Below are 25,898 nucleotides of genomic sequence, written 5' to 3'. Positions count from 1 at the left end.
GCAGTTTTTTATTTTAAATTTAATAATGCTTCTGCTGAAAATGGTTTTAATCTTCGAAAGAAAGTTGATTATTTGACATATCAATATGTTGATTATTTCAAAAATGTCAGCAAATATGATGTCGCAAATTTCCAATCTTACATTAACGATAGTGCTATGGGTGATGTCCTTTTATTAAAGGATGATAATAAAAATGGATACAAGGTCGTAGCGTCTTCAGATAAAAGAATAATAAATCAAGAATTTAACGACAAAAGCTGTGGAAACATCTTTGCTCATAATTTCCAAAAAGATTATTTTTGGGCAAAAATTTTGCCAGAAAACGCTGCTCAAGTTTGTATGTTTGTACCGGTTGGAGAGTATATATTAGGCTTTAAAGGAAAGGTCGATCAGCGTATTACTGGCACGCATGATGAGTACTTTTTTGAGTGGCTTTTAAACAATATGGCTTTAACATTTATCTTAAGCTTCGTTGGCGCAATAGTTGCTTTGTCTACTTGTATATGGTACGCGGTTAAATATATAAAAGAAAAAAATAACTATAATGAATTAAAAACAGATGCTAAAAAACAGATAGAAGAGCTTGGAGAAAAGCTTTATATCGATCCAATGACTGGACTTTTAAATAAAACAGCATTGGTGCGTGATATTAATAGCTATGAAAATCCTAAAGTAGTGCTTATAGATATTGACGATTTTGGCAAGATGAATGACTTTTACGGTAAATTTGCATGTGATCAGATTTTGGTAAAGATGGCTGATTTGATCAGTGAATTTGCTAAAGATGAGAATATGAAGGCTTACTGTATAGAAGCAGATAGGTTTGCTCTGGTAGAAGATAGCGATAGCTTTATCGATAGATATGAAGATATGGTTGAAGATTTGATAGAAATTTTTAAAGGTCGTATGCTAAGTATAGTCGATGAAGATGGTAGGGAGATAGAAGATATCGAGATACATAGTACAATAGGCTTTGCTCTTGATAGTGACCAAACGCTAAGAAAAGCAACAATAGCATTAAAAACAGCAAAAGAGCAAGATAAAGACTATGTTTGCTATTTCAAAGGGCTAAATCAAAAAGAGGAATACGCAACTCAAATAGAACGCTCTAAACTGATACAATACGCCACTATAAACAACAATATAGTTCCTTATTTTCAGCCGATAGTTAATGACCAAAAGGTACCTGTAAAATACGAATGTTTGATAAGACTTTTAGATAGAGGCGACGTTATATCACCAAATATCTTTTTAGATATCTCAAAGCGTATTAAGCGTTATGCTGATCTTGAGAAACAACTCATTGTAAAGTGTTTTAAACAGCTTGTAGAGGATAAGAATTTAGTACTTTCTATAAATTTAAGCAGTAGAGATATGATCGATGGTGATGTTAGCTCACTTGTTTTAAATTTATTAAATAAGCACAATGTTGCTGGTAGAGTAGTATTTGAGATCGTTGAAGATGAAGAGCTTAAAAATTTAGAGAGAGTTTCAAATTTTATCGAGCGTGTAAAAAGCATGGGCGCAAAGATCGCTATTGATGATTTTGGCTCAGGATATTCAAATTTTTCTTACATTATAAAGATCAAGCCTGACTACGTGAAGATCGATGGCTCTATTATAAAAGATATAGACATAAATAAAGATTCACACTCTATCGCAAGTGCGATCGTGGCATTTGCAAAAGACCTTGGTATAAAAACTATTGCTGAATATGTGCATTCAAAAGAGATATTTGAAATCTGTAAAGAGATCGGCATAGATGAGTTCCAGGGCTTTTATTTTGGTGCACCAGAGCGTGCTGGCTCATAAGGCACTTAGTGGTAGTTAGCTTTTTAAAAGAGCTTTTAAGCTTTCGCTCTATCACACCTAATGATGCTGGAAGCTTAGAATTTATTGCTAAATTTTTGCCTGATTTTGAGGCGAAATTTATAGAAAAAAATGGCACAAAAAATCTCATACTTTCTAAAATTTATGGTGATGGCGAGCATCTAGCTTTTGCTGGACACGTTGATGTCGTGCCTCCAGGTGAGGGCTGGGATAGCGAGCCATTTACTCCACTAGAAAAAGATGGCTACATCTACGCAAGAGGCGCACAGGATATGAAAAGTGGCGTGGCTGCTTTTGTTTGCGCTGCTAAAGATACGAAATTTGATGGTAAGCTAAGCCTCATATTAACAAGCGACGAAGAGGGCGATGGCACATATGGCACGCCTTTAGCACTTGAATATTTGCGCGAAATAAATGATTTGCCAAAATTTTGCGTAGTGGCTGAGCCAACTTGCGATAAAGAATTTGGCGATAGCATAAAAGTTGGCAGACGTGGCTCGATAAATGGCAAGATCGTGATAAAGGGCGTTCAAGGGCATGTGGCATATCCTGAAAAGTGTGTAAATCCGGTAAATTTGATAGCTCCACTTTTAAGTAAGATAGCTGATCATGATATGGACGGCGGAAGTGAGTTTTTTAGTCCAAGCAAGATTGTGGTAACTGATATTAGAGGCGGTATGCAAGTTTGTAATGTCACTCCAAGTGAGCTTAGCATAATGTTTAACGTTAGAAACTCAAATTTAACCGATGTAAATGATGTTGAGAGCTATCTTAGAGAGGTTTTAAAAGGGCTTGATTACGAGCTTAGTATAAAGCAAAGCTCAAAGAGATTTTTAACAAACAAAGATAGCAAAATCGTAAAAAATTTAATAGCTTCTGTCACAAAGATCACCGGAGTCACGCCGGTTCTAAATACAAAGGGCGGCTCGAGCGATGCAAGACACTTTGCTGAATTTGGCGTAGATGCGATAGAATTTGGCGTCATAAACGACCGTATACACGCTAAAAACGAGCGAGTTAGTGTTGGTGAAGTAAATAAACTTTATGAAATTTTTAAAGATTTGATAGAAAAATTTTAATCCATAAATTTCATTATTTTTAAACCAAAAAGTTATTAATTGTCTAAAAAATACTTTCAAAAGCCATTTTGATTGATATTTTTGTCAAAGAATTTTAAAATTAAGAAATTTCCTTTATTTGGCAATATTGCTATTATCTATTATAATTCATGAAATAGCTGGGTTTTGGTCATTTCAAGTAAAACCTAATGGAATGCTCTTTTTGACGAGCATATGGTAGAAGTTATAAATACATTTGTGGGCGAGAAATATATCCAGCACAATCCTGGCTTTGAAGATGGTATGGATATCATTTCTAATTTGTAAAAAAGTAAAATTTCAAATAAATAAAAAAATGCAAGTAAAACGAAAAATATACAAATCTTTTCAATACGAGAAAATGAGACATAGCTTGCGAGCTAGATTGTTCTTTTTGCTCGTAGCAGTGGTGATTTTAGCAATCGAAATTTATATCGCAGTTTTTGTCAAAGGTGGCTTCGTGCGACATTATTTGGGTGATGTGCTAGTTACGGTGATGCTTTACGCATTTGGACGAGCTATATTTAAAACTGCACCAAAAATTTTAGCATTTGAAATATTTATCTTCTCGCTATTTATAGAAATTTTACAATACTTTAAAGTACTTGAAATTTTAGATATTCATAATTTAATAATACGCATAGTCTTTGGCGGAACATTTGACGTTAGCGACATCGTATGTTACGCGTTGGGCTGTTTGCTGGCTTATTTGACTGATGTCATTTGCTTTCTGCAAAAGTATAAAAGTCCAAAGATATAGTGATAAACTACAACTTTGTTTTTAAGTATAAAGCAGGAGCTAATCATCTTAAAAGCTCCAGCAAAATTTATCTATCTATTTTAGCTCGCCCCAGTTTTTGGCAATATTTAGCGATGTTTTAAGCGGCACATTTAACGTGTAAATTTCCTCCATCGTCTTTTGTGTCGCCTTGCCAAATTCCTGCGCAAATTCGTCTTTTACTTCAAAGATCAGCTCGTCGTGGATCTGAAGCAACATACTCGCTTTTTCATCTAAATTTGCTCTAACTTTTACCATAGCCATCTTGACTAGATCTGCTGCGGAGCCTTGAAAGACCGTATTTACCGCCTCGCGCTCAAACATCGCTATTTGCATAGGTGTGGCACTTTTAAAGTCAAAGTAGCGCCTTCTGCCAAGTAGCGTCTGCACAAAGCCCTCGTTTTTAGCTGAAATTTTTATGCTCTCTAAAAACTCTTTGATCGTCGCAAATGCCTTGAAATAGCGCTCTATATACTCTTTTGCCTCGGCTCTTGTGATATTTACTTGATTTGCCAGCTTGCTTGAGCCCATGCCGTAAATGAGGCCAAAATTTATACTCTTTGCCACGGCTCTATTTTGCCCGTCGCTGCTACCAAATATACTAATAGCCGTCCTTGCGTGGATATCCTCGTCATTTTTAAACGCCTCAAGTAGCGCAGGATCACGGCTAAAGTGAGCTAGCAGCCTAAGCTCGATCTGGCTGTAGTCAAGCCCCACAAAGCTATAGCCCTCGCGCGCCTCAAAGCACTCTCTGACGTCCTTTGCGAGGCTACCACGAGCTGGGATATTTTGTAAATTTGGATTTTTACTTGAAAGCCTGCCAGTGCTTGTGCCAGTTTGCAAAAAGCTCGTGTAAATTCGTGAGCCCTCATCCTTTTTCGCAAGCGCTAAAAGTGGCTCGCAGTAGGTGCTTTGCAGTTTATATAGCTCCCTGTAGGCTAAAATTTTCTCAATCACTGGATGAGTGTCTATGAGCTCAGCTAGCACGCTCTCATCGGTGCTATATCCTGTTTTTGTCTTCTTTTTGGTTGGAAGCTTTAGATGCTCAAAAAGTATAACGCCAAGCTGTTTTACGGAGTTTATGTTGAAATTTTCGCCGCTTAGCTCGTAAATTTCACTTGTTAGTGCTTTTAGTTTGGTGTCGTTTTCAAGGATGAGCTTTTGCATTTTGGCTTCATTTATCTTGATGCCGTTTTGCTCCATGTCAAAGAGCGTGAGGATAAAAGGAAACTCGTGCGTATCGGCAAGGGCTAGTAAATTTTTATCAAGCGTGTTTAAAAAAGTTTTATAAAATTTAAGCGTTATCCAAGCGTCCTCGCTTGCGTATTTGGCGGCATTTTCTAGCGGCACATCGCCAAAAGTTTGCCCCTTTTTGACCATATCTTCAAATTTTATCGTGTCGTAGTCGTAGAGCCTCTTTGCCAGTGCGTCCATGCCGACACTTGAGTTTGGATCGCTAAGCCAAGCAAGGATCATTGTGTCTTTGAAATTTGCTGGAGGATTTAGACCTAGGTTATTTTTAACTATCTCAAAGTCGTACTTTAAATTTTGCCCGATCACGCAGCCTTTGTAAATTTGTGCTACCGCCCAAGTAGCAAATTTTAGGCTAATTTGCTGTGGCACACCAAGGTAGTTGTGAGCCACTGGCACGTAGTAGGCATCCTCGTCGTTAAAGCAAAAGCTAAATCCAACGATCTTTGCGCTCCTGCTATCAACGCCTGTGGTCTCGGTGTCAAAGGCGACGATGGTCTCTGGCGTGACGTCTGATAAGAGCTTTTCAATGCTAGCCTCATCAAGGAGTAAATTTGCTCTAAAGCCAAGCTTAAATTCAGCATTTTCCTCTTTTTGCAAGCTCTTAAGAAGCCTATTTAGATCGTACTCTTTTAAAATTTCTGAGATATTTATCAAAGGATTTTGCTCTGGAAATTTAGAGTGCTCAAGATCAAATGAGCTAACTGCGTCATCAAATAAAGTGGCTAGCTTTTTGCTCAAAAATGCTTCGTCTTTTGCGGCAGCAAGCATATTTTTAGTGCGCTCGTTTCTAAGAAGGGCTAAATTTTCATAAATTCCCTCTAAGCTGCCATACTCAGCCAAAAGCTTCTTAGCTCCTACTGCGCCGATACCTTTGACGCCTGGGATGTTGTCCGAGCTATCGCCTGCGATCGCTAGAAAGTCCCTTACTTGTGCCGGATAAACTCCATACTTTTCAAAGCAGCTTGCGCTATCGTGGTCGATCTTGCTTTGCGGGCTGTAGATGCTCACTTTGCCGTCTTCTATGAGTTGATAGAGGTCTTTATCGTGGGTGACTATTCGCACAAATATATCTTTGTCTTTACAAAATTTAACCGCACTTGCGATGATATCATCGGCCTCGTAGCCCTCGCGGCTAAGGCTGTAAAGCCCCATTTTTTCTATCATATCTATGCAAACCGGAAGCTGTTCTTTTAGCTGAGCTGGTGGCTCGCTCCTGTTTGCTTTGTAATCACCTAAAATTTCGTGGCGCAGGGTCTTGCCTTTGCTATCAAGTGCGAAGATGAGATAGTCGCTTTGGTATTCATCCTTGAGGCTTGCTATAAAATTTGCAAAGCCACTTATCATACCGCTTGGCTTGCACTCGCGGTTTTTAAGTCCGCTCATGGCGTAGTAGAGCCTAAAAAAGAAACCAAAAGTGTCAATAATCGTAAGTGTTTTCATTTTTATCCTTTGTGTAATTTTATGAAATTTAGGCAAAAAATAGGCTGATTTATAAAAATTTTTGATATTATGGCGGACATTACAAATAAAAAATCACAAAAATAAAAAGCTTTGAGGTCATGAAAAAAATAGTTTTTTTACGTATCAATCCAAATGCGGTCGGTGGTGCCGAACGCTATTTAAGAAGGCTTACTAAAGCCCTAAAAGACGTAGGTATAGATACATCTATACGCTCATATCTAGGAGAGGCTAGGATCTCGTCATGGAAAAAGGCTTTGAGATTTAACGCACAGGTAAAACGCCAGAAACAAAGCGATGAAGTATATTTTAGCTTGGAGCGAGTGAGCTGCGCAGATATTTATAGAGCAGGGGACGGCGTGCATAAAATTTATCGTGCCACAAAGCCATTTTGGTGGGTTAATCCTCTAAATTTTGTCTATCCATATCTAGAAAAACGTTGCTTTAAAAATTCTAAAAAGATAATCGCAAATTCAAACTACATAAAAGAGCAAATCATCTCAGCTTACGGTGTCGATGAGTCAAAGATCGTTACCATTTACAACGGTATAAATTTGCCACAAAAGGTAGAAAAAGGAGAAGCAAAGCTTAGCGTATGCGAAGAATTTGGACTCGATTACAATTTGCCAATTGTGCTTTTTGTCGGAAATGGCTTTAAAAGAAAAGGAGCAAAGGACTTTTTGCTTCTTGTCTCAAAGCTAAAAACGCCAGTAAATGCGCTAATAGTAGGCAAAGATAAAAATTTAAATTCATATAAGAAGCTAGCAAAAAAGCTAAAAATAAAGGCATTTTTTACAGGTGAGCAAAAAATGACTGCAAAATTTTATGAAGCAAGCGATATTTTTATATTTCCAACACACTATGAGCCATTTTCAAATGTCGTTCTAGAGGCGCTTAGCTTTAAAAATATTGTCTTTACAACGGCTCAAAATGGGGCAGCTGAAATTTTAGAAAATCGTTTTATCATGCGTGAACCAAATGATGAAAGTATACTGGAGCTAGTAGAGCAGGTGCTTAATGATAATGACATGATGAGAGAGCTGCAAGAGAAGGCATTTGCGCTTTCACAAAAATTTAGTATAGAAGAAAATGCAAGCAAAACTCTTGAAATCATAAACGAAGTGCTAAATTTGGAGTAAAAGTGAGAGTGTTTATAGAGCTTCCGACTTGGCTTGGAGATGCTGTGATGGCGAGTGCAGCGATAGAAAATTTAAGTAAAAATGCTAAAAATATTGTATTTTTTGGCTCTTATGTGGCCTGTGAGCTTTACAAATCACATCCAAAGTGCGAAAAAGTAGTCATTGACGATAGTAAAAAGCAAAACTCAAGATATTTAAGTCTTATAAAAACGGCTAGCAAGCTTGGAAAATTTGATATCGCTATTAGTTTTAGAAGCTCATTTGCTAGTAAATTTTTACTATTTTTTCTAAAAGCAACGCAAAAATTTTGCTTTAAAAAGAGTAGCGAGAGCTTGCATCAGGTGCAAAAATATCTAAATTTCATAAAGCAAAGCCTAAATTTAAAAGAAATTTCAAACGAACTAAAAATTTATTATGAAGCTAAAAAAAGCGAGCAAAAACTCCTCGTGCTAAATCCAGGTGCTAGCTATGGAAGTGCTAAAAGGTGGTATCCGCACTATTTTGCAGAGGTTGCTCTGCACTTTAAAGATAAATTTGATGTAAAGATCACTGGCTCGAAAGCCGAGCTTGAAATTTGCAATGAAATCGAGCAAATGCTCTTACAAAATGGCATGAAATGTGAAAATTTAGCCGGAAAAACGAGCATAAAAGAGCTTTGCGAGGTCATAGGTTCTATAAAAAATGGTATCTTTTTGACAAACGATAGTGGTCCTATGCATATCGCAGCTGCTTATAAAGTGCCACTTGTGGCTCTTTTTGGACCGACTAAATTTAAAGAGACTAACCCATGGCAAGATGAAAGTGCGAAGATAGTGCATTTAAATTTAGAGTGTATGCCATGCATGAAGCGAGTGTGTCCTATAAAAACACATACCTGTATGAAGGAGCTTACGCCAAAAATAGTTATCACTGAAATAGAGCTGCTAAGAAAAAAATTAAATTTTTGAAATTCTAAACATAATTAAATATATACATAAAAAATTAAAAATTTTAGTTTTTATTTGATTACATTTTTACTAAATATTTGACATTGGTTATCAATATAGCTATAATCACGCAAAAATTTTTACTAAGAAGGTATTATGGAGCTAATTAAACATCACATTGATCATGTAATTATTGCGATTTTAGGCATTATGAGTTTTTTTGTACTTTGGTATACGATTGAGCGTATCATTTTTTATTCACGCGTTGATATAAAAGGCTATAAAAGTATTGAAGCGCTTGAAGAAGCACTAACCAAAAATTTAACCACACTTTACATTATCTACTCAAATGCACCATATATAGGACTTCTTGGTACAGTTGCTGGAATTATGATCACATTTTATGATATGGGTATGGCAGGCGGAATCGATACTAAAAGCATAATGGTCGGCCTCTCTCTTGCATTAAAAGCAACTGCTTTTGGACTACTTGTGGCAATACCAACTTTGATGATTTACAATGGTTTTGTCAGAAAAGTAGATGTGATGCTAAATAGATACAAGGCTGAAAATGCGTCTAAATAAAAAAGATGGGTTAAATATTGTCCCATTTATTGATATTATGCTTGTTTTGCTCGCCATCGTGCTTAGTATTTCGACTTTTATCGCTCAAGGCAAGATATCTATTGATCTTCCAAGTGCAAACAGTGCTGAGCAAAGCAAAGAGGACGATAAAAAGGTAAGTGTAGTAATTGATAAGGATAATAAATTTTTTATAGATGATGTAGAAATTTCTGAGAACGAACTTAAAGATAAGTTAAATGCGGTTGATATAAAGACATTGATCGAACTAAAAAGCGATAAAAATTCGAAATTTGATAGCTTCGTCAAAGTAATTGATATATTAAAAGAGAAGGGCCACGAAAATTTTGCAATCCAAACAATCTCTGAATAAAATTTCAAATTACAGCGGCTTAGCTGTTTCGCTTATAGTGCATGGAGCAGCAGTATATTTTTTGCTTTCACATGATTTTGATGAGATAAAAATAGGTGAGCAAAAACCGATAAAAATAGCTCTTAATTCATTTACTCCAGTGCCACAAGTCTCAGCACCTCAAATAGCGGAGCAAATGCTTATCCCAGAGCCAACTCCACCAGCTCCACCACCACCGCCAGAGCCACCAAAACCTGAGCCAAAGCCAGAACCAAAACCTGAACCTAAAAAGGTGGAGAAACCAAAGCGTGAAATAAAAAAGGTAGAGCCTAAAAAAGAGAAAAAAATAGAGCCTAAGCCTGAACCGGTAATTGCTCAGCCAGTGCAGCCTATTGTACCGCCAGCTAGTGTAAATACAAATTTGCCAGCCAATAACAAGTCTATCGCTGCAGCTCCAGTTCAAAATGTAACACCTGAGCTAAATTTATCAAATTCACAAGGCGATGAAGATTTTACGAAAGTTATAATCGCAGTTAAGAGGCATAAAAGTTACCCAAATAATGCTAGACGTATGAAACATCAAGGAGTTGTAGAAGTTAGGTTTTTACTCAAGCAAGACGGCAGCATAGATGAACTTAAAGTTAGTAAAAGCTCTGGTTTTGAGTCGCTTGATAATGGTGCTTTAGAAAATATCCAAAGAGCAAGTTCTGAGTTTCCAAAGCCTAAACAAGATCGTTATCTGCGCTTTCCTATTTCATATACACTAAAATAAATTACGAGCTTATTTAAGCTTGTAATTTATTATCTGTTTTGTAGAATTTCTTTTATATTTCAAGTCAAAATAGAAAAACATAACTTATTTTATTTAAAAAAGTGTGTATTTTAAACTTGCTTTAAATATTAAACATGTATAATCTGACTTTCTTTAACGAGTGGTTGGATAGCTCAGTCGGTAGAGCAGCAGACTGAAAATCTGCGTGTCGGCAGTTCGATTCTGCCTCTAACCACCATTAACCTTTCCTTAAACATCAATCATTTTTCTCTTGGTTCTATTAAATTTCGTATTTACAAGGCTTTTATACTATTTTTCTAGGTTATTTATAAAATTTAAATAAATTTTTATTATTAATAAATTTAAAATATAACAATGCTATTTTCATTTTATATATTCTAAGACAAACAAAATCTTCAAGATCAAATAAAAATTTTGTAAAAGACAATCTTGTAAAAATTTATCCTAAATAAGCCTTATTAATCAAAATGTTATATTTGTATCAAATCATCCTTAAAATATAAGTTTAATCTAAATCCATAAGAGATATAATCTTGATTAAATTTATATTAACTTAGGAGGTTTCATGGATTTTCTCATGAATTTAAGTGAAGGCATGCAGTTTGTTATCCAGCTTCTCATCGTCCTTATCTGTTTGTTCTACGGAGCTAAAAAAGGCGGTATCGCGCTTGGTATGCTAGGCGGTATCGGTCTTATAGTCCTCGTTTTTGGATTTAATATCGAGCCTGGTAAGCCTGCTATCGATGTTATGCTAACTATCCTCGCTGTTGTTGTGGCAAGTGCTACGCTTCAAGCTAGTGGTGGTCTTGATGTTATGCTTCAAATAGCAGAAACTATACTTAGAAAAAATCCAAAGTATGTAAGTATCTTGGCTCCATTTGTAACATGTACGCTTACTATTTTATGCGGTACTGGACACGTTGTTTATACCGTGCTTCCTATCGTTTATGATATCGCTATCAAAAATGGTATCCGCCCAGAGCGACCAATGGCAGCAAGCTCAATAGCTTCACAAATGGGTATCATCGCTAGCCCAGTTTCAGTTGCTGTTGTAACTCTTACAAGCTTTCTTATTAATGCTAAAACTCACCTAGCTGGCTTTGATGGATATTTAGATCTTTTAAAGATTACAATTCCATCAACATTTTGCGGTGTTTTGGCGGTAGGAATTTTTAGCTGGTTTAGAGGCAAAGATCTTGATAAAGACGAAGTATTTCAAACAAAGCTTCAAGATCCTGAGTTTAAAAAATATGTTTATGGCGATAGTGCGACACTTTTAGGTAAAAAGCTTCCTGGCTATCAATGGGCTGCGATGTGGATATTTTTAGGCTCTATCCTTGTAGTTGCGCTTCTTGGATATTTTAAAGATCTTCGCCCAAGCTGGACTACTTACAAAGACGCAACAGTCGTTCAAGTAATAGCCAACCTTCCAACTGAGCAAAAAGTCTTAAAAACCTTAAAAATAAAAGATGCTAGCATCCAAACAGAGGCGGCTGAGCTAAAAGTAGCAAACGATAAGCTAAATGCTAATCAAAAAGCTCAATCAGTCAAAATCATCGGCAAAGATGCAAATCAAACTCTTACTCGTACGGCTGATGGCGCAGTAACATATATAAATGAAAAAGGCGCAAAAGAAGAATTTCAAGGTGCTTACATCAATATAAGCAACAAACAAGCATCTTCAAAAAGCCTAAGCATGGTTCATGTTATCCAAATTTTCATGCTTTTAACTGGTGCTATCATCTTAATCTTTACACCAACAGATGCTAGCAAGATCGGTAAAAACGAGATATTTAGATCAGGTATGATTGCTCTTGTTGCAGTTTTTGGTATCTCTTGGATGGCTGAGACTATGTTTGCAGTACACACTCCGATGATGAAGGAGGCGCTAGGAAGCATCGTAAAAGAGCACCCTTGGACTTATGCGGTTATGCTTTTGATTATCTCAAAATTTGTAAATTCTCAAGCTGCAGCCTTGGTTGCTTTTGTGCCATTAGCATTAAATATCGATGTTAATCCTGCTATCATTCTAGCCTTTGCACCAGCTTGCTACGGATACTACATCCTGCCAACATATCCAAGCGACCTTGCGGCTATCCAGTTTGATAGAAGCGGTACGACACATATTGGTAAATTTGTTATCAATCACAGCTTTATCATTCCGGGACTTATTGGTGTTATATCCTCTTGTATATTTGGCTATATTTTTGCAACCGCTTTTGGATATCTATAATAGATAATTTCTCTTGCTGCTAGTAATTTCTAGTGGCAAGAGCAGAATTTATCAAAGCTTATCTTTAAATTTTTGTTTATTGCTCATATAAACGAAGCTTAGCACTTCGGCTACGGCCCTAAAAAGATGTGCTGGTATCGTATCATCGACTTCACAAATTTTATAAAGCTCTCTTGCGAGTGGTGGATTTTCATAAATTTGCACACCATTTTCAACGGCTATTTTTTTGATTTGTAGTGCTAAAAAATCAACACCTTTTGCAAGTATTATCGGTGCTTCGTCACGACTTTTATCATATCTTATCGCCACGGCGTAGTGAGTAGGGTTTGTGATGACTACGTCAGCTTGTGGGATATTTTGCATCATTCGACGCTTGGCTGCACGCATTTGGGCTTGACGAATTCTGCCTTTTACCTGCGGATCTCCTTCCATTTGCTTATACTCATCTTTTATCTCTTGCTTGCTCATACGAAGGTCTTTAAAATATTGAAAGCGCACGATAAGAAGGTCAATAAGTCCGATCACGAAAAGTATAAAAAGCATGACACTAACAAGAATAATAAGCTTTTCTTTTAGCCAAGCAAGCTGATCAAACATAGAAAAAAAGAGCGTGTGCGGTAGCTCCTTTATAAACTGCAAGAAAAAATAAAATCCAACACCAAAGACGATGCTAACTTTTAGCACGATTTTAATACTGTCTATCACTTTTTTCATCGAGAATAAATTTTTTAGCCCTTTTAGCGGATTTATCTTGCCAAAATTTGGCATTATGGGTTTTGTGGTAAAGATAAATCCAAACTGCATTACATTTGCGATGACACCAGCGATCGCTACGCAGATACAAACTGGAAGTATCATAAGAAGCGACCTTGCAAAGGTATTTATGACGATTAGTTTCACTGTCGGTAAGGTAAGTGGCTGACCGATAAATTTTGAGTAATAGATATAAAGTGAGATGATCTGTTCTTTCATAAAATTTAGCATTGCAAGTAATACGCCAATAGCAATAACTAGGGTCACGAACCCAGCTAGGTCCTGACTTTTGGGGACATTACCATCCTTTTTGGCATCTTCTATCTTTTTGGGGGTCGCTTCTTCGGTTTTTTCTTGATCTTCGTCTGCCATTATTATCCTGAGTTTGGTTAAATTTTGGCGATTATATCTAAAGCGAGGTTAAATTGAAGTATTTCTTATGTAGTCAAGCTATAGTAAATCTTATACAAAGTAGACTAATAATTAATACTATTCAATAAAAATAAATAAGATATATCTTATCTTGAATAACTAAAACTACTTAAAAATAATTTCTAATAAATAATAAAATTTATTTATATTTAACTATAAAACATTATAATTATGATCTAACTCTATTTTTAAAGGAGCATTTAATGAAAATTAAGTCAGTTTTGTTGGGTTTGGTTGCGTTAGCGACGGCGCTAAACGCTCAAAATTTGATCCAAGACGCGCTAGATGCGGGTCTAGTCGCTATCCCTAGCGATCCAAAGGCGCTAACCAAAGCGATAAACGAAGCTTCTCCGGATACTGAGAAATATCCAACCACTATGGCTGCTTACGAGCTTGGTAAGAGGCTTTATTTTGATCCGAGATTATCAAAATCCGGCATTATCAGCTGCAACACCTGTCACAACTTGGGCTTAGGCGGAGCGGACGGCGTACCTGCATCTACAGGTCACAAATGGACCCCAAACCCTCATCACGTAAATGCTCCGACGGTTTACAACTCCGTATTTAACTCGGTGCAGTTTTGGGATGGACGCGCCGCTCACCTAGCCGCTCAGGCTGCCGGCCCGATGACTGCTATGCCGGAGATGGCTTCTACTCCGGAGCTTGTCGAGCAAAGGCTAAAATCGATCCCAGCGTATGTGAGCGAGTTTAAGGCCGCGTTTAATAGCGACGTGAGCTTTGAGTTGGTAACGACGGCCATAGGTATCTTTGAAAGAACGCTCGTAACTCCGTCTAGATTCGATAAATTTTTAGAAGGCGACGAGACTGCGCTAAACGGCGCTGAGAAAAAAGGACTAAAAACCTTCATCGACAAGGGTTGCGCTACATGCCATAACGGCATAAACTTGGGCGGTACTTTACAGCCGTTTGAGGTTGCGGGCAAATATGAATTTGCAAATTTGGGCGACTTTAAAGGCGATGCAAACGGTCTAGTAAAAGCTCCTACGTTACGCAACATCGAGCTAACGGCTCCGTATTTTCACAACGGTGCAGTTTGGTCGCTAAAAGATGCCGTCAAAATGATGGGTAGCGTACAGCTAGGTATCGAGATAAATGACAAAGAAGCCGCCGATATCGTGACGTTTTTAAATTCGCTAACAGGCAAAATGCCTAAAGTCGAATATCCGTCCTTCCCTGCATCTACCGAAAAGACCCCAAAACCGGAGCTTGACTACTAAGCTAAACAAAAAGGCGGATAAATTTCCGCCCCATTCAACTTAAATTTATAAATTTTTGGGTATCATCCGTTCCTTACAACCAACAAAGCTCCCCAAGTCTTTTGAAATCCAAAAGCGCTTTTTGGTCTTACCAAATTTAGAAAGGTAGAGTATGTCAAAATACGCTATATTTAAGCATGGCGGTAAGCAATATCGTGTTAGCGAGGGCGAGTACCTTAAGCTAGATCACTTTAGTGCTGAAGCTAAATCAACCGTTGAGATTACAGAAGTTTTAGCTGTAAATGACGGCGAAGTAAAGGTAGGTGCGCCATTTGTAAAGGGTGCAAAAGTTGTTCTTGAGGTCGTTAATGAAGGCAAAGACAAAAAAGTAGTTATCTACAAAAAACGCAGACGTAAAGACTCAAAACTAAAACGCGGCTTTAGAAGACAATTTACACGTGTAAAAGTCGTAAGTATCGCAGCTTAAGGAGATAAGATATGGCACACAAAAAAGGTCAGGGTTCAACCCAAAATAACCGTGATAGTATAGGACGCCGATTAGGTGTTAAGAAATTTGGTGGTGAGTTCGTTCGTGCTGGAAATATAATCATCCGCCAAAGAGGAACAGCAACTCACGCTGGAAATAACGTAGGTCTTGGTAAAGACCACACAATTTTTGCATTAGTCGATGGCTTTGTAAAATTTGAAAGACTTGATAAAAACAGAAAAAAAGTATCTGTTTATCCAGCTGCATAATCCTTGGGGCGAAAGCCCCTTTTTCTTTTAAATCCACTCAAAAATTTAATTTATCTTTTCTAATTCTTTGATTATTTTTCTAGCTCTATTTTTCCAAGTATTTTCACTTATGCTTTCATAAGCATTTTTTGAAATTTTATTTAGCTCATCATTACTTAACGTCTTTATATAGTTAAATTTTTCTTCTAGACTTTTTTTATCTCCTGCTTCGTACAAAAAACCATTTTTGCCATCTTTTACTATCTCGGCAACTGGTGGAAAATTTGGAGCTAAGACAACGTTTGAGTTTGCCATATACTCAAAAAGCTTTAGCGGAGTGCTATAAAGAGAATAAGCACTTTTTACACTAGGTATTATCAAAATTGTATTGTTTTTAATGAGACTTTTTACAACTTCTTTTTGAGGTAACATCCCTTTAAAACATACCAGACATTCGATCTTTCTTTCTTTAAGAGTATTTTTTAAATTTATAAAACTATTTCCACTATTTTTACCATAAAGATCGAGCCTTATTTTAGTTTTTGAAACAAAATCCAGCATCAAATCAAGGCCTTTCCATAACAAGAATGAGCCATAATAGTTTATACTTGAAAAATCAAAATCTTTCTTCTTAAAATCATAATCTTGTTTGCAGCCATTATAAACAACTGCCGAATTTGTTATTTGTAAGTCAAAAAATTTTCTAAGTTCATTTAATGTGCTGATATTGTGCGAAAAGATAAAATCAGCATCTTTTAGTATCTCTTTTTCCATATTATAAAGTGCTTTGTTACCCAAGGTAAAACACTCATGCGCTTCAAATACAACCTTTTGATTGGATATTTTATTTTCTAGTAAAAATTTAGCTATCTTTAAATGTCTCGTATAAAATATTGCGTCTTTATTTGAATAGTTATTTATTATCTTTTTTAGAAAAAAATTAAAAATTTTATTACTTTTTAAAAATAGAATCCTTTTTCTTACAAACAATATGTCATTAGCTTTTAGCTTTAAAGCGAATTTCTCATTTACATCATTTAAATTTAAAGGAGACTGCGGTAAGACCAGTTTAGCATCGCACATATTACTAAGCTCAAAAAATGTATTTAGTATTGCTATCTCTCTTGCATTACCTTGCGGAATTTGTTCTGGATATATGTAAAATAGTTTCATAAATCACTCCTTGTATTTGTACAAAACACTATAAAAAGACCAAGCATTACATAAAGATGAGTAAAGTATATGGTCTCAAATAGTCCCCTAAATATATAAGTGCAAAGTATGCTTCCAAATATTGCTATATAAAATTTGTTGTTTGATAAATACCTTTTAAAAGAGACAAAAAGCATATAAAAAACAAGCGCAACAAAAAAAGCAGTACCTACTACACCGTAATGATAATACTGACCAATAAATACTGGCTCGTCATGATGTGGGTACTTGGTTCCGTCAGCACCTATACCAGTTGGGCCAAGGTCGTCATTGTTAATATTTTTATCATTTAAAAATTTAGTATATTGCTTACCACCAAAACCTATGCCTATATAAGCCCTATCAGAGCTAAAAAGAAGCGGTAATCTTTTTGTTAAAATATCTACTCTACCAGAAGTATAAAATCCTTGCGCAACTTTTAACTGCAAAAGCGTGGAGTTATAGTAGACGCAAGCAGAGGCAGCAAGTAAAATTAAGCAAATTATTATAAATTTTTTATTAAAAAGATCAATTTTTTCTTTCTTAGATGTTAAAATCAACATTGCTACTAAGCTCAAAGCAAGTGCAAGCCATGAGCCTCTTGCTCCTGTAAGCAAAATAAAAATTAAGCTAATAATGATATTAAAAATAGTAATAAAAAATTTATAAAAATTATTTTTTATAAAAAATAGTGATATCAAAGAAAAAATGAATAAATTATCAAAAAAACTTGAATAAAATCTATCGATAGGTTGAATCAATTGATTTTTTGTATTTCTTAAATTTAAAAGCGTTCCTTCTTCTATTCCTTTTACAAAAAAATGCAAATTATCTAAGCTTAAAGCTATAACCATGGCAAAAAACAACCATTTTGAATTTTTATAACTACCATCATGCCAAAGGAGAATAATAAAAATAAATACAAAAGCTCGTTTAAATTCACTAAATGCTGAAAGAAATGCATTCTGGGTAGTGTCATAAGGAAAAATTGATATTCCAAAAACATATAAATTTAGTAAAATAAAAAGCAGCAATATAGTTTTATTGTTTTTTATATTATTTTTTATATTTTCTAATGTATTTTTAGTATTAATAATAAAAAGAATCATAGTTGAAAATAGAGCCAAATATATACCTAAATTCTTCACAGCAGTAATATGTTCGTTATATTGACCTATCAAAAAAAGAGATAAGAAAAATAAGATAGCTCTTTTTAAAAATATTATTAATTTTGGCTTATTTTGAATTATCATTTAAAACTTCTTTATAAATTTTTTGTACATCATCAGTAATTTTATCCCAGGAAAAATTCTCTTCGCACATTTTTCTAGCATTTGTAATAATTTTTAATTTGTCCGAATCCTTTAAATTTAAAATATACTCCTTTATATTTTTAGCAAAATTCTCAAACTCAAAAAGCTTACAATTTTCACCATCCAGCATATACTCTTTACTACCACCACCTGCTTTTGCTATAACAAAACTCTCACAGCTCATGGCTTCTATGCCGACCATGCAAAACGATTCTTTATCATTTAAAGGGATGATTGTAAAATCAAAGTCATTATATGCGGCGTGAACTTTATCTGGTGAGATATTGTCAAGAAATTCTATATTGTTTAGGTTGTATTCTTTTATCTTTTTAACAAGACTTTTGTAGTATTCATAATTATCTTTTCTTTTAATTATTTCACCTATTATTTTAAAATTGTACTCAGATAAATTTTTAAATTCTCTTGCTAGTTCAATCATGTATTCAACATTTTTTTGACTAACTATTCTTCCCACAAAACCAATAATAATTTTTTTATCTTTTTTAAAATTTATTTTTTTAAATTTATCTATATCTACACCATTTTTTATAACTTTATAAATTTTTGCATTTGGTAGACCTTCAAAATTCTTCATAAGAAAATCACTACAAGTTATAACGGCATCAAGCTTATCAAAATTTTTATTTTTAAAATCATAAAAATTATGCAGGTGAAGGATCACTTTTATATCTTTATTCCAAGTTTTTATCTTTTTTGCTAACTTCTCTACACTATTATGATAGTTTTGAAAATGCACAATATCAGGATTTATTTTTTTTATCTCATTGAAAACTCTATCATTATAAGAGTAGACGTCCCATCCTAATATTTTTTGAAAAATTCTTTTATAAATTTTTGAAAGGCGAATCCTATGATGATAAACACCATCCCTATATTCTTTTAAAGGTAAAAACTCATCATCTATGCAAATAGTGTGAGGTTCATAAAACCAGAGCCTCTTTGCTACTTCATTTGTCCAAGTCTGAACAGCAGCACCCTTGAGTGGGGGTATGGCATAAAAATTACTTACATAAGCTACTTTTTTCATAATTCAACCAGTTCCTGTGCAAATTTTGACCACTCGTACATGTCTTTTATGCTCTCTCTTGGTCTTAAATTTTCTATATTTTCTAGCGTTAAATTTATCTTTTCTATCATGTCGCTTTCATCAGAAATTTTAAATTTATACCCATTTACTCCATCTTTTATTATTTCTTTCATGCCACCATTTATGCTAACTACACAAGGTTTATTGGCAGACAAGGCTTCAATTACGGTTATGCCAAAAGCCTCATGACCAATGCTTGGCTGTAGATAGATGTCGCAGGCGTTATAATACTGATTTAACTCATCATGCCTGATAGCACCGATAAAAATAACCTTTTGGCTTACATTAAGTTTGGTTGCTAGCTCTCTTAGACTTTGTAAATTTTCACCATCGCCAACAAGCATAAATTTAGCGTTTTTGATCTTATCTATATTTTTCACCATCATGCCAAAGCCTTTCCAGCCAACTACTCTACCAACGCTTCCTATCAAAATTTCATCACTCTTTACGTCAAATTTTTCTCTTATTTTTTCTTTTAGTGATGCATCTGGATAAAACTTCTCTTTATCTACACCGTTATAAACCACTTTTATCTCTCTGTCATATCTTTTTCGTAAAATGTCTGCATTTGCGTCACTCACACTAATGATCTTATCAATAAATTTAACAAAAAAGCGATCAAAAAAATAAAAATCCTCTCCACCACTTACAAATATAGTCTTTAAATTTTTATCATGTTTTTTAAGTAGGTATGCTACAAAAAAATCAAATGGTTTATGAATAACTAAAACATCAAATTTTTGAGACTTCAAAAATTTTCTAGCATTAAAATAAAAACTAACTCTCTCAATAAATTTCCTAAATCTATTACCTAGTTTTAAAACCTTCTCTCTTGGACAAAAGTTAAACATTTTTAGATCAATATTACTTTCTTTTAAAAAGGCTGGCACAAATTTACCTCGCCCAGTACAAATAGTGACTTTATGGTCTTTCATAAGCTCTTTAGCCACAGAATAATAAAAAGTTTCAACACCACCTATTTTTAATGCAGTTGTTACATTGTAAAGTAGAATTTGCAAGATTTTATTCCTTGAATTAGTTTTTGGGCTAATTCTATCATAAAAGCAGCTTTCACATTGATGAGATTTAATAAAAAACAAATTTTAATTATTTAAAAGATATAATCCAGCCCAAATTTAAAAATAAAAAATAGATAAATTTAAGGTAAAAAATGTTTATAGATAGTGCAAGATTGACTCTAAGTTCGGGGCATGGTGGAGCTGGAGCTGTGAGTTTTCGTCGCGAAAAACATGTCATTTTGGGTGGTCCTGATGGCGGAGATGGCGGAGATGGCGGAGATGTTTATTTTGTTTGTGACAACAACACCCATACTTTAGCAAACTATAAGGGTAAAAGAGCCATGAAAGCTGGTAATGGTGAAGCTGGCATGGGTAAGCGAATGACTGGCAAAAAGGGCGAAAATTTAGAACTCATAGTCCCTCCTGGCACAGCTGTTTATGATGCCCAGACAAATGAGCTGCTCTGTGATATAGTTAGCGAGGGTCAAAAGACGCTATTTTTAAAGGGTGGTAAAGGTGGACTTGGAAATTTTCACTTTAAAAGCTCTATCAACCAAGCTCCAGAATACGCACAAAAAGGTATGCCTGAAGAGAGCATTGAAGTAAGGCTTGAACTAAAGCTGATCGCTGACGTGGGCCTTGTTGGCTTTCCAAATGTTGGTAAATCAACGCTTATTTCAACAGTATCAAATGCCAAACCACAGATCGCAAACTACGAATTTACGACGCTTACACCAAAGCTTGGCCTTGTTGAGGTCGATGAGTTTAGTGGCTTTGTCATGGCTGACATCCCTGGTATCATCGAAGGGGCGAGCGATGGACGCGGTTTGGGCGTTAAATTTCTAAAGCATATCGAGCGAAATAAAATTTTACTTTTTATGATAGACGGAGCAAACTATAGAAGTATGAGCGAGCAGTTTAGTGTGCTAAAAGAGGAGGTCGCTAAATTTTCAAGCGTACTTGCAAGTAGGGACTATGCTATCGCTATCACCAGAGTCGATGCGGCGGAAAATTTAGATGAAAAAATAAGAGAATTTATGAAAAGTATAAATTTAGAGCCAAATCAAGTTGGTAAATTTGTCTATAAGCAAGACCTATACAGTTTTGACACGAAAAAACCATACTTTGTTTTGCCAATCTCGTCAGCGACAAATGAGAACATAGATGAGCTTAAATTCGCACTTCTTGAGCTACTTAAAAATGAGCTTTGAGTTGTAACTTTTTGGCGCTTTGGGCATAGATCTTTAAGAGTATAAAATGAAGAAAATTTTTTGCATTATGCTATTTTGTCTTGGTGCATATAGCTGTGATCCAGCGGATCCGGCGTATATGTTTTTGGATTACAATGACATAGATCGTGACGGCATGCTAAATTTAGATGAGTGGACGTCCTGCAAAGTGCCATCAGGACTAAAAATAGCACCAGATCTATACACTAGTGAGGAATTTAAGAGACTGGATCTTGATCGTAGTGGCAAAGTTAGCATTAATGAGCTAGGAAGTTTGATATTTCAAAAGATTGACTGGCGTGAAGATCCATGCGTCTTTTGGCCGCCAAGCAGTCAAAAAGCAGATCAAAATAAAAGTCGTTGAAATTTAAAGGAAAGTGATGAATGTAGTTTTTATGGGGACGCCTGACTATGCCGTTAGGATACTTAGGCACCTAAAAGAGGCTGGCTTTAATATAAAAGCGGTCTTTACCCAGCCTGATAAGCCAGTTGGCAGAAAGCAAATTTTAACCCCAAGCGAGGTGAAAATTTATGCGCAAAACGAGCTAGTAGGCGTACCTGTCCTTACTCCAAATACACTAAAAGATGAGGCAGTTATTGCCGAGCTAAAGGCATTTGAACCCAAATTTATCGTGGTGGCAGCTTATGGCAAGATTTTACCCCAAAGCGTTTTGGACGTGGCAATTTGTATAAATTTGCACGCTTCGATCTTGCCTAAATACCGTGGCGCAAGCCCCATTCAAAGCGCGATCCTAGCAGGCGAGAAGCAAACTGGCGTCACAGCTATGCTAATGGATGCTGGGCTTGATACTGGCGATATGCTAGACTTCATCTACACGCCTTGCGAGAGCAAGATGTCAAGCGAGCTTTTTAGTGAGCTAGGCGAGCTTGGCGGTGAGCTAATCGTAAAAGTACTTAAAAATTTTGAAAATTTAAAGCCACAAAAGCAAGACGATGCGCAGGCCACGCACTGCAAAAAAATAAGTAAAAGCGACGGGCTTTTTGGCTTTGATGAAGGGGCGGGTCAAATTTATAATAAATTTCGTGCGCTTACACCTTGGCCGGGGCTTTATTTGGCAAGTGGGCTAAAAATTTTATCTCTTGGGCTAAGCGAAAAAAGTGGTAAAAGTGGAGAAATTTTAAGCATAGAAAAAGATCACGTTGTGGTTGCTTGCAAGGGTGGGGCGGTCAAAATTTACGAGCTTCAAGAGCCAAGTAAAAAGTCAACAAACGCAAAAGCATATATAAATGGTAAGCGTCTTAGTGTTGGCGATGAATTAAAATAAATTTAAAGGAGCGGTTATGAAAAATGCGCTAAGCATAGCAGGTGTTGATCCAAGTGGTGGAGCTGGAGTTTTGGCTGATATAAAGGTCTTTATAGCACACGGCGTATATGCGATGGGAGCGATCACAGCGGTCACTGCTCAAAATACAAAGGGCATATTTGGCATGCAACTAGTTGATGCTAAGCTCATCGAGGATCAGATAAGAGCGATATTTGATGATATAAGAGTTGATGTGATAAAAATAGGCGTTGTCCCAAGCGTGGATATCATAAAATGCGTCGCAAAAACGCTAAAAGAGATCAAAAATTTACCGCCACTCGTGCTTGATCCTGTTATGAGCTGTAAAAATGGCGACATCTGGCTAGAGGGTGCTGCAAAAGATGCGATCGTGGAGGAGCTATTTCCACTTGCGAGCGTGATCACGCCAAATATCTTTGAAGCACGCGAAATTTTAAAGCGTGAGCTAAAGGGCGAGAGCGAGCTAAAAGAGGCTTGCAAGGATCTATTAAAATTTGGCACAAAAAGCGTCTATCTAAAGTGTGGCGAGATAGAAGGCAAGTCGCTTGATATATTTTATGATGGCAGTGAATATGAAATTTTTAGCGATGAGCGTATAAAAACGACCGCAACTCACGGCTCAGGCTGCTCGCTATCAAGTGCGATCGCTTCAAATTTAGCAAATGGCCAAAGCCTAAAAGAGAGCGTGAAAAAAGCCCATGACTATATCTTTAACGCTATCAAAAACGCGGTCATCATCGGCGGTGGACAAAATCCGGTAAATCACTTCTATAAATTTAAGGTGTGATTTGAAAGTAGAGTTTTTTCAAAGTCTGCCTTCGACACAGGAATTTTTGATAGACGCCCTAAAAAATGGCGAGATAAAGCCCCCACACATGATCGTGGCGTATAATCAAACAAAAGGTGTTGGTAGTCGCGGCAACAGCTGGGAGGGGCTTGGCGGAAATTTATTTATGTCATTTTGCATAAGTGAAGATGGGCTACCAAGCGACATACCACCGCCATCTATCTCAATATATTTTTCTATGCTGATGCGTGAGGTCTTGAGCGAACTTGGCTCAAAGTGTTGGCTAAAATGGCCAAATGATTTTTACGTGGACGAGCGCAAAATAGGCGGTACTTTGACAAATAAAGTGGATGAAATTTACATTTGCGGCATGGGGATAAATTTAGCTAGCGCACCCGAAAACGCGGGCATTTTGGATATAAAAACTAGCGTAGATGAGCTAGTTTGGGGCTTTGTTAGCATGCTTGATAAAAAGATTTTATGGAAGCCAATTTTTAGCAAATTTAGGATAGACTTTTGCAAGTCAAAAGGTTTTATTACGCATATTGCAAATAGAGCTGTTTCGCTTCAAGATGCTGAAATTTGCGATGATGGAGCGATCTTACTAAATGGGGAAAAGGTATATTCGTTAAGATGAGCGAGATAATAACAATAGCTAATCAAAAAGGCGGTGTTGGCAAGACTACAACAGCCGTAAATTTAGCCGCGTCACTGGCAGTTGCTGAGAAAAAAGTATTATTAATAGATATTGATCCACAGGCAAATGCGACAACCGGACTTGGCTTTAGTAGAAGTGACTATGAGTTTAATATCTATCACGTATTAACAGATAGAAAAAAGCTATCGCAAATCGTGTTAAAAACTGAGATCCCAACACTTTTTTTAGCTCCATCAAACATCGGACTTGTCGGCATTGAGCAAGAATTTAACGATCAAAATAAGGATTATAAACTAATCCTTAAAAATAAAATTTCAGAAGTTGTAAACGATTATGATTTTATCATCATCGATAGTCCTCCGGCACTTGGTAGCATTACGATAAATGCTCTTAGTGCAAGTGATAGTGTTATCATCCCGATTCAATGTGAATTTTATGCACTTGAGGGGCTAGCGCAGATCCTAAATACAGTCAAGATTATTAAAAAAACGATAAATCCAAAGCTAAATATAAAAGGCTTTTTACCGACCATGTTTAGTTCGCAAAATAATCTCTCAAAAGAGACAATTGCAAATTTAAAGCAGCATTTTGAAAATAAGCTCTTTAAGAGTAAGGACAACAAAGAGGAATTTGTGGTCGTTCCAAGAAATGTGAAACTTGCTGAAAGCCCAAGTTTTGGTAAGCCAGTGATACTTTATGATATAAAATCACCAGGCTCGATCGCATATCAAAATTTGGCATATTGTATTTTAAACTAAAAAATAAGGAAAAAAATGGCTAAAAAAGGTGGATTAGGGCGTGGACTTAGTGCGATACTTGAAGATGTAGAGCAGGCCTACAGCAAAGAGATTGCAAATTTAAACGACTCTGAGATAGTCGAAGAGATAAATATAGATGAAATTTTACCAAACCCATACCAGCCAAGAACGCATTTTGACGAAGAAGCTTTAAAAGAGCTAAGTGCCAGCATCAAAAGGCACGGACTGATCCAGCCAATAATCGTCATCAAAAAAGATGATGGCTATATGCTAATAGCCGGTGAGCGAAGATACCGCGCTACAAAGATGCTTGGAGCAAGCAAGATAAAGGCGATCATCGCTGACATCAAGTCTCAAAATTTAAGAGAGCTTGCACTTATCGAAAATATTCAACGTGAAAATTTAAATCCGATCGAACTCGCAAAGTCGTATAAAGAGCTTATAAATGAGTATAAGATCACACAAGATGGCTTGGCAAATATCATTCATAAAAGTAGAACACAAATAACAAATACGATGAGGCTTTTGCTTCTTAGCGACTATACGCAAAAACTTTTACAAGAAGATAAGCTAACGCAAGGTCACGCTAAAGTTATAGTTGGGCTTAGCACTGAAGAAGAAAAGATGGTTGTTGATACGATCATCGGTCAAAAGCTAAGCGTTAGAGACACAGAAATTTTAGTAAAAAAGATAAAAAATAAGGAAGAGATAAAAGACAAAAAGCCAAAAATTTCTGAGGAAATGAGTAAAAAACTATCAAATTTACAAGAAGTTTTTAAAAATTTAAAGATAAAAGCAAAAGTAAAATCTAGCAATCTAGTTTTAGAATTTAATAATATTTCACAGGTGGAAGAATTTATGGCTAGGCTAAAATAGAATTACAAATTTATTTTTATTTTTAGTAATTTATTGTAAAATCAGACTTTAATTTGAATATTAAATAAAACTTAAT

Annotated in this window: 25 protein-coding genes and 1 tRNA gene; 20 read left to right on the top strand and 6 right to left on the bottom strand. The window is 35.9% G+C overall.

What is annotated here, in order from left to right; all coding sequences use genetic code 11:
• The first annotated feature begins 72 nt into the window (after nt 1-72).
• The 3 genes from A3223_RS03350 (at nt 73) to A3223_RS03340 (ending at nt 3,687) form a co-directional block, all read left to right on the top strand.
• Nucleotides 73-1,812 carry an EAL domain-containing protein gene (locus A3223_RS03350; protein ID WP_257639233.1) on the top strand — a complete coding sequence of 580 codons (1,740 nt, stop codon included), beginning with the start codon at nt 73-75 and terminating at the stop codon, nt 1,810-1,812.
• 8 nt (nt 1,813-1,820) lie between these two features.
• Nucleotides 1,821-2,909, top strand: coding sequence for a succinyl-diaminopimelate desuccinylase (dapE, locus tag A3223_RS03345; RefSeq protein WP_084108876.1), 1,089 nt, complete (start codon nt 1,821-1,823; stop codon nt 2,907-2,909).
• Nucleotides 2,910-3,288: 379 nt separating this feature from the next.
• Nucleotides 3,289-3,687 carry a ribosomal maturation YjgA family protein gene (locus tag A3223_RS03340; protein ID WP_084109278.1) on the top strand — a complete coding sequence of 133 codons (399 nt, stop codon included), beginning with the start codon at nt 3,289-3,291 and terminating at the stop codon, nt 3,685-3,687.
• A gap of 75 nt (nt 3,688-3,762) precedes the next feature.
• On the opposite strand, the gene polA is transcribed toward A3223_RS03340, so the two are convergent.
• Nucleotides 3,763-6,399: a DNA polymerase I gene (gene polA / locus A3223_RS03335; RefSeq protein ID WP_084108873.1), complete on the bottom strand. Its 2,637-nt coding sequence runs from the start codon at nt 6,397-6,399 to the stop codon at nt 3,763-3,765.
• Nucleotides 6,400-6,518: 119 nt separating this feature from the next.
• Here polA and A3223_RS03330 point away from each other — a divergent pair, with 119 nt between their 5' ends.
• The 7 genes from A3223_RS03330 to A3223_RS03300 all read left to right on the top strand — a co-directional run bounded on the left by A3223_RS03330 (nt 6,519) and on the right by A3223_RS03300 (nt 12,442).
• Nucleotides 6,519-7,556, top strand: a complete 1,038-nt coding sequence (locus A3223_RS03330; protein WP_084108871.1) for a glycosyltransferase family 4 protein — start codon at nt 6,519-6,521, stop codon at nt 7,554-7,556.
• Nucleotides 7,557-7,558: 2 nt separating this feature from the next.
• Nucleotides 7,559-8,503: a lipopolysaccharide heptosyltransferase II gene (gene waaF, locus A3223_RS03325; RefSeq protein WP_084108869.1), complete on the top strand. Its 945-nt coding sequence runs from the start codon at nt 7,559-7,561 to the stop codon at nt 8,501-8,503.
• Between the two features lie 135 nt (nt 8,504-8,638).
• Complete coding sequence (gene exbB / locus A3223_RS03320; RefSeq protein ID WP_084041708.1) at nt 8,639-9,067, top strand: TonB-system energizer ExbB; 429 nt, start codon at nt 8,639-8,641, stop codon at nt 9,065-9,067.
• Nucleotides 9,054-9,437 carry a TonB system transport protein ExbD gene (gene exbD, locus A3223_RS03315; RefSeq protein ID WP_084108866.1) on the top strand — a complete coding sequence of 128 codons (384 nt, stop codon included), beginning with the start codon at nt 9,054-9,056 and terminating at the stop codon, nt 9,435-9,437. The genes exbB and exbD overlap by 14 nt, the downstream gene beginning before the upstream one ends.
• Nucleotides 9,412-10,188, top strand: a complete 777-nt coding sequence (locus A3223_RS03310) for an energy transducer TonB (RefSeq protein WP_084108863.1) — start codon at nt 9,412-9,414, stop codon at nt 10,186-10,188. Before exbD ends, A3223_RS03310 begins: the two co-directional genes overlap by 26 nt.
• Nucleotides 10,189-10,350: 162 nt before the next feature.
• Nucleotides 10,351-10,426: transfer RNA gene (locus tag A3223_RS03305), tRNA-Phe, on the top strand.
• A gap of 348 nt (nt 10,427-10,774) precedes the next feature.
• The gene (locus A3223_RS03300; protein ID WP_084108861.1) at nt 10,775-12,442 is read left to right on the top strand and encodes an anaerobic C4-dicarboxylate transporter; all 1,668 of its coding nucleotides are present in this window, start codon (nt 10,775-10,777) and stop codon (nt 12,440-12,442) included.
• A 51-nt stretch (nt 12,443-12,493) separates the two neighbouring features.
• Here A3223_RS03300 and flhB read toward each other — a convergent pair whose 3' ends face one another.
• Complete coding sequence (gene flhB / locus A3223_RS03295) at nt 12,494-13,567, bottom strand: flagellar biosynthesis protein FlhB (protein WP_084108858.1); 1,074 nt, start codon at nt 13,565-13,567, stop codon at nt 12,494-12,496.
• Between the two features lie 263 nt (nt 13,568-13,830).
• On the opposite strand from flhB, the gene A3223_RS03290 reads away from it, so the two are divergent.
• The 3 genes from A3223_RS03290 (at nt 13,831) to rpmA (ending at nt 15,600) form a co-directional block, all read left to right on the top strand.
• Nucleotides 13,831-14,865 carry a cytochrome-c peroxidase gene (locus A3223_RS03290; RefSeq protein ID WP_084108855.1) on the top strand — a complete coding sequence of 345 codons (1,035 nt, stop codon included), beginning with the start codon at nt 13,831-13,833 and terminating at the stop codon, nt 14,863-14,865.
• 151 nt (nt 14,866-15,016) lie between these two features.
• Nucleotides 15,017-15,331 carry a 50S ribosomal protein L21 gene (gene rplU / locus A3223_RS03285; protein WP_021090648.1) on the top strand — a complete coding sequence of 105 codons (315 nt, stop codon included), beginning with the start codon at nt 15,017-15,019 and terminating at the stop codon, nt 15,329-15,331.
• 11 nt (nt 15,332-15,342) lie between these two features.
• On the top strand, nt 15,343-15,600 hold the full coding sequence (gene rpmA, locus A3223_RS03280) for a 50S ribosomal protein L27 (protein ID WP_002942569.1): 258 nt from the start codon (nt 15,343-15,345) through the stop codon (nt 15,598-15,600).
• A 45-nt stretch (nt 15,601-15,645) separates the two neighbouring features.
• On the opposite strand, the gene A3223_RS03275 is transcribed toward rpmA, so the two are convergent.
• The 4 genes from A3223_RS03275 to A3223_RS03260 are packed head-to-tail and all read right to left on the bottom strand — an operon-like array spanning nt 15,646 to nt 20,210.
• The gene (locus A3223_RS03275; protein ID WP_084108853.1) at nt 15,646-16,752 is read right to left on the bottom strand and encodes a glycosyltransferase; all 1,107 of its coding nucleotides are present in this window, start codon (nt 16,750-16,752) and stop codon (nt 15,646-15,648) included.
• Nucleotides 16,749-18,023 carry an O-antigen ligase family protein gene (locus A3223_RS03270; RefSeq protein WP_084108850.1) on the bottom strand — a complete coding sequence of 425 codons (1,275 nt, stop codon included), beginning with the start codon at nt 18,021-18,023 and terminating at the stop codon, nt 16,749-16,751. The genes A3223_RS03275 and A3223_RS03270 overlap by 4 nt, the downstream gene beginning before the upstream one ends.
• Nucleotides 18,007-19,131: a glycosyltransferase gene (locus A3223_RS03265; RefSeq protein WP_084108848.1), complete on the bottom strand. Its 1,125-nt coding sequence runs from the start codon at nt 19,129-19,131 to the stop codon at nt 18,007-18,009. Before A3223_RS03265 ends, A3223_RS03270 begins: the two co-directional genes overlap by 17 nt.
• A complete protein-coding gene (locus A3223_RS03260; protein ID WP_084108846.1) occupies nt 19,128-20,210 on the bottom strand; it encodes a glycosyltransferase family 4 protein in 1,083 nt (360 codons plus the stop codon). Before A3223_RS03260 ends, A3223_RS03265 begins: the two co-directional genes overlap by 4 nt.
• Before the next feature lie 152 nt (nt 20,211-20,362).
• Here A3223_RS03260 and obgE point away from each other — a divergent pair, with 152 nt between their 5' ends.
• Genes obgE through A3223_RS03225 form a run of 7 tightly spaced genes read left to right on the top strand, consistent with a single transcriptional unit; the run spans nt 20,363 to nt 25,822 of the window.
• Nucleotides 20,363-21,421: a GTPase ObgE gene (obgE, locus tag A3223_RS03255; protein WP_084108843.1), complete on the top strand. Its 1,059-nt coding sequence runs from the start codon at nt 20,363-20,365 to the stop codon at nt 21,419-21,421.
• A 46-nt stretch (nt 21,422-21,467) separates the two neighbouring features.
• Complete coding sequence (locus tag A3223_RS03250) at nt 21,468-21,803, top strand: GDP-mannose dehydrogenase (RefSeq protein WP_084108840.1); 336 nt, start codon at nt 21,468-21,470, stop codon at nt 21,801-21,803.
• Between the two features lie 16 nt (nt 21,804-21,819).
• On the top strand, nt 21,820-22,725 hold the full coding sequence (gene fmt / locus A3223_RS03245) for a methionyl-tRNA formyltransferase (RefSeq protein ID WP_084108837.1): 906 nt from the start codon (nt 21,820-21,822) through the stop codon (nt 22,723-22,725).
• Nucleotides 22,726-22,741: 16 nt separating this feature from the next.
• Nucleotides 22,742-23,530 carry a bifunctional hydroxymethylpyrimidine kinase/phosphomethylpyrimidine kinase gene (gene thiD, locus A3223_RS03240; protein ID WP_084108834.1) on the top strand — a complete coding sequence of 263 codons (789 nt, stop codon included), beginning with the start codon at nt 22,742-22,744 and terminating at the stop codon, nt 23,528-23,530.
• 1 nt (nt 23,531) lies between these two features.
• Nucleotides 23,532-24,167: a biotin--[acetyl-CoA-carboxylase] ligase gene (locus A3223_RS03235; RefSeq protein WP_084108831.1), complete on the top strand. Its 636-nt coding sequence runs from the start codon at nt 23,532-23,534 to the stop codon at nt 24,165-24,167.
• Nucleotides 24,164-24,946, top strand: a complete 783-nt coding sequence (locus A3223_RS03230) for a ParA family protein (protein ID WP_084108828.1) — start codon at nt 24,164-24,166, stop codon at nt 24,944-24,946. The genes A3223_RS03235 and A3223_RS03230 overlap by 4 nt, the downstream gene beginning before the upstream one ends.
• A gap of 15 nt (nt 24,947-24,961) precedes the next feature.
• Nucleotides 24,962-25,822 carry a ParB/RepB/Spo0J family partition protein gene (locus A3223_RS03225; protein ID WP_084108825.1) on the top strand — a complete coding sequence of 287 codons (861 nt, stop codon included), beginning with the start codon at nt 24,962-24,964 and terminating at the stop codon, nt 25,820-25,822.
• Nucleotides 25,823-25,898 lie beyond the last annotated feature (76 nt).

Origin of the sequence: Campylobacter concisus, from assembly GCF_002092855.1 — a bacterium.
GTDB classification, from domain to species: Bacteria; Campylobacterota; Campylobacteria; order Campylobacterales; family Campylobacteraceae; genus Campylobacter_A; species Campylobacter_A concisus_AI.
Note: the sequence above shows the minus strand (reverse complement) of the source record. Positions and strands in the feature narration are given on the sequence as shown.

Coding starts and splice junctions, on each gene's coding strand:
- A3223_RS03340 (WP_084109278.1), top strand. CDS start 3,289: ATGAGACATAGCTTGCGAGCTAGATTGTTCTTTTTGCTCGTAGCAGTG.
- polA (WP_084108873.1), bottom strand. CDS start 6,399: ATGAAAACACTTACGATTATTGACACTTTTGGTTTCTTTTTTAGGCTC.
- A3223_RS03330 (WP_084108871.1), top strand. CDS start 6,519: ATGAAAAAAATAGTTTTTTTACGTATCAATCCAAATGCGGTCGGTGGT.
- exbB (WP_084041708.1), top strand. CDS start 8,639: ATGGAGCTAATTAAACATCACATTGATCATGTAATTATTGCGATTTTA.
- exbD (WP_084108866.1), top strand. CDS start 9,054: ATGCGTCTAAATAAAAAAGATGGGTTAAATATTGTCCCATTTATTGAT.
- A3223_RS03300 (WP_084108861.1), top strand. CDS start 10,775: ATGGATTTTCTCATGAATTTAAGTGAAGGCATGCAGTTTGTTATCCAG.
- flhB (WP_084108858.1), bottom strand. CDS start 13,567: ATGGCAGACGAAGATCAAGAAAAAACCGAAGAAGCGACCCCCAAAAAG.
- A3223_RS03290 (WP_084108855.1), top strand. CDS start 13,831: ATGAAAATTAAGTCAGTTTTGTTGGGTTTGGTTGCGTTAGCGACGGCG.
- rplU (WP_021090648.1), top strand. CDS start 15,017: ATGTCAAAATACGCTATATTTAAGCATGGCGGTAAGCAATATCGTGTT.
- rpmA (WP_002942569.1), top strand. CDS start 15,343: ATGGCACACAAAAAAGGTCAGGGTTCAACCCAAAATAACCGTGATAGT.
- A3223_RS03275 (WP_084108853.1), bottom strand. CDS start 16,752: ATGAAACTATTTTACATATATCCAGAACAAATTCCGCAAGGTAATGCA.
- A3223_RS03270 (WP_084108850.1), bottom strand. CDS start 18,023: ATGATAATTCAAAATAAGCCAAAATTAATAATATTTTTAAAAAGAGCT.
- A3223_RS03265 (WP_084108848.1), bottom strand. CDS start 19,131: ATGAAAAAAGTAGCTTATGTAAGTAATTTTTATGCCATACCCCCACTC.
- obgE (WP_084108843.1), top strand. CDS start 20,363: ATGTTTATAGATAGTGCAAGATTGACTCTAAGTTCGGGGCATGGTGGA.
- A3223_RS03250 (WP_084108840.1), top strand. CDS start 21,468: ATGAAGAAAATTTTTTGCATTATGCTATTTTGTCTTGGTGCATATAGC.
- fmt (WP_084108837.1), top strand. CDS start 21,820: ATGAATGTAGTTTTTATGGGGACGCCTGACTATGCCGTTAGGATACTT.
- thiD (WP_084108834.1), top strand. CDS start 22,742: ATGAAAAATGCGCTAAGCATAGCAGGTGTTGATCCAAGTGGTGGAGCT.
- A3223_RS03230 (WP_084108828.1), top strand. CDS start 24,164: ATGAGCGAGATAATAACAATAGCTAATCAAAAAGGCGGTGTTGGCAAG.
- A3223_RS03225 (WP_084108825.1), top strand. CDS start 24,962: ATGGCTAAAAAAGGTGGATTAGGGCGTGGACTTAGTGCGATACTTGAA.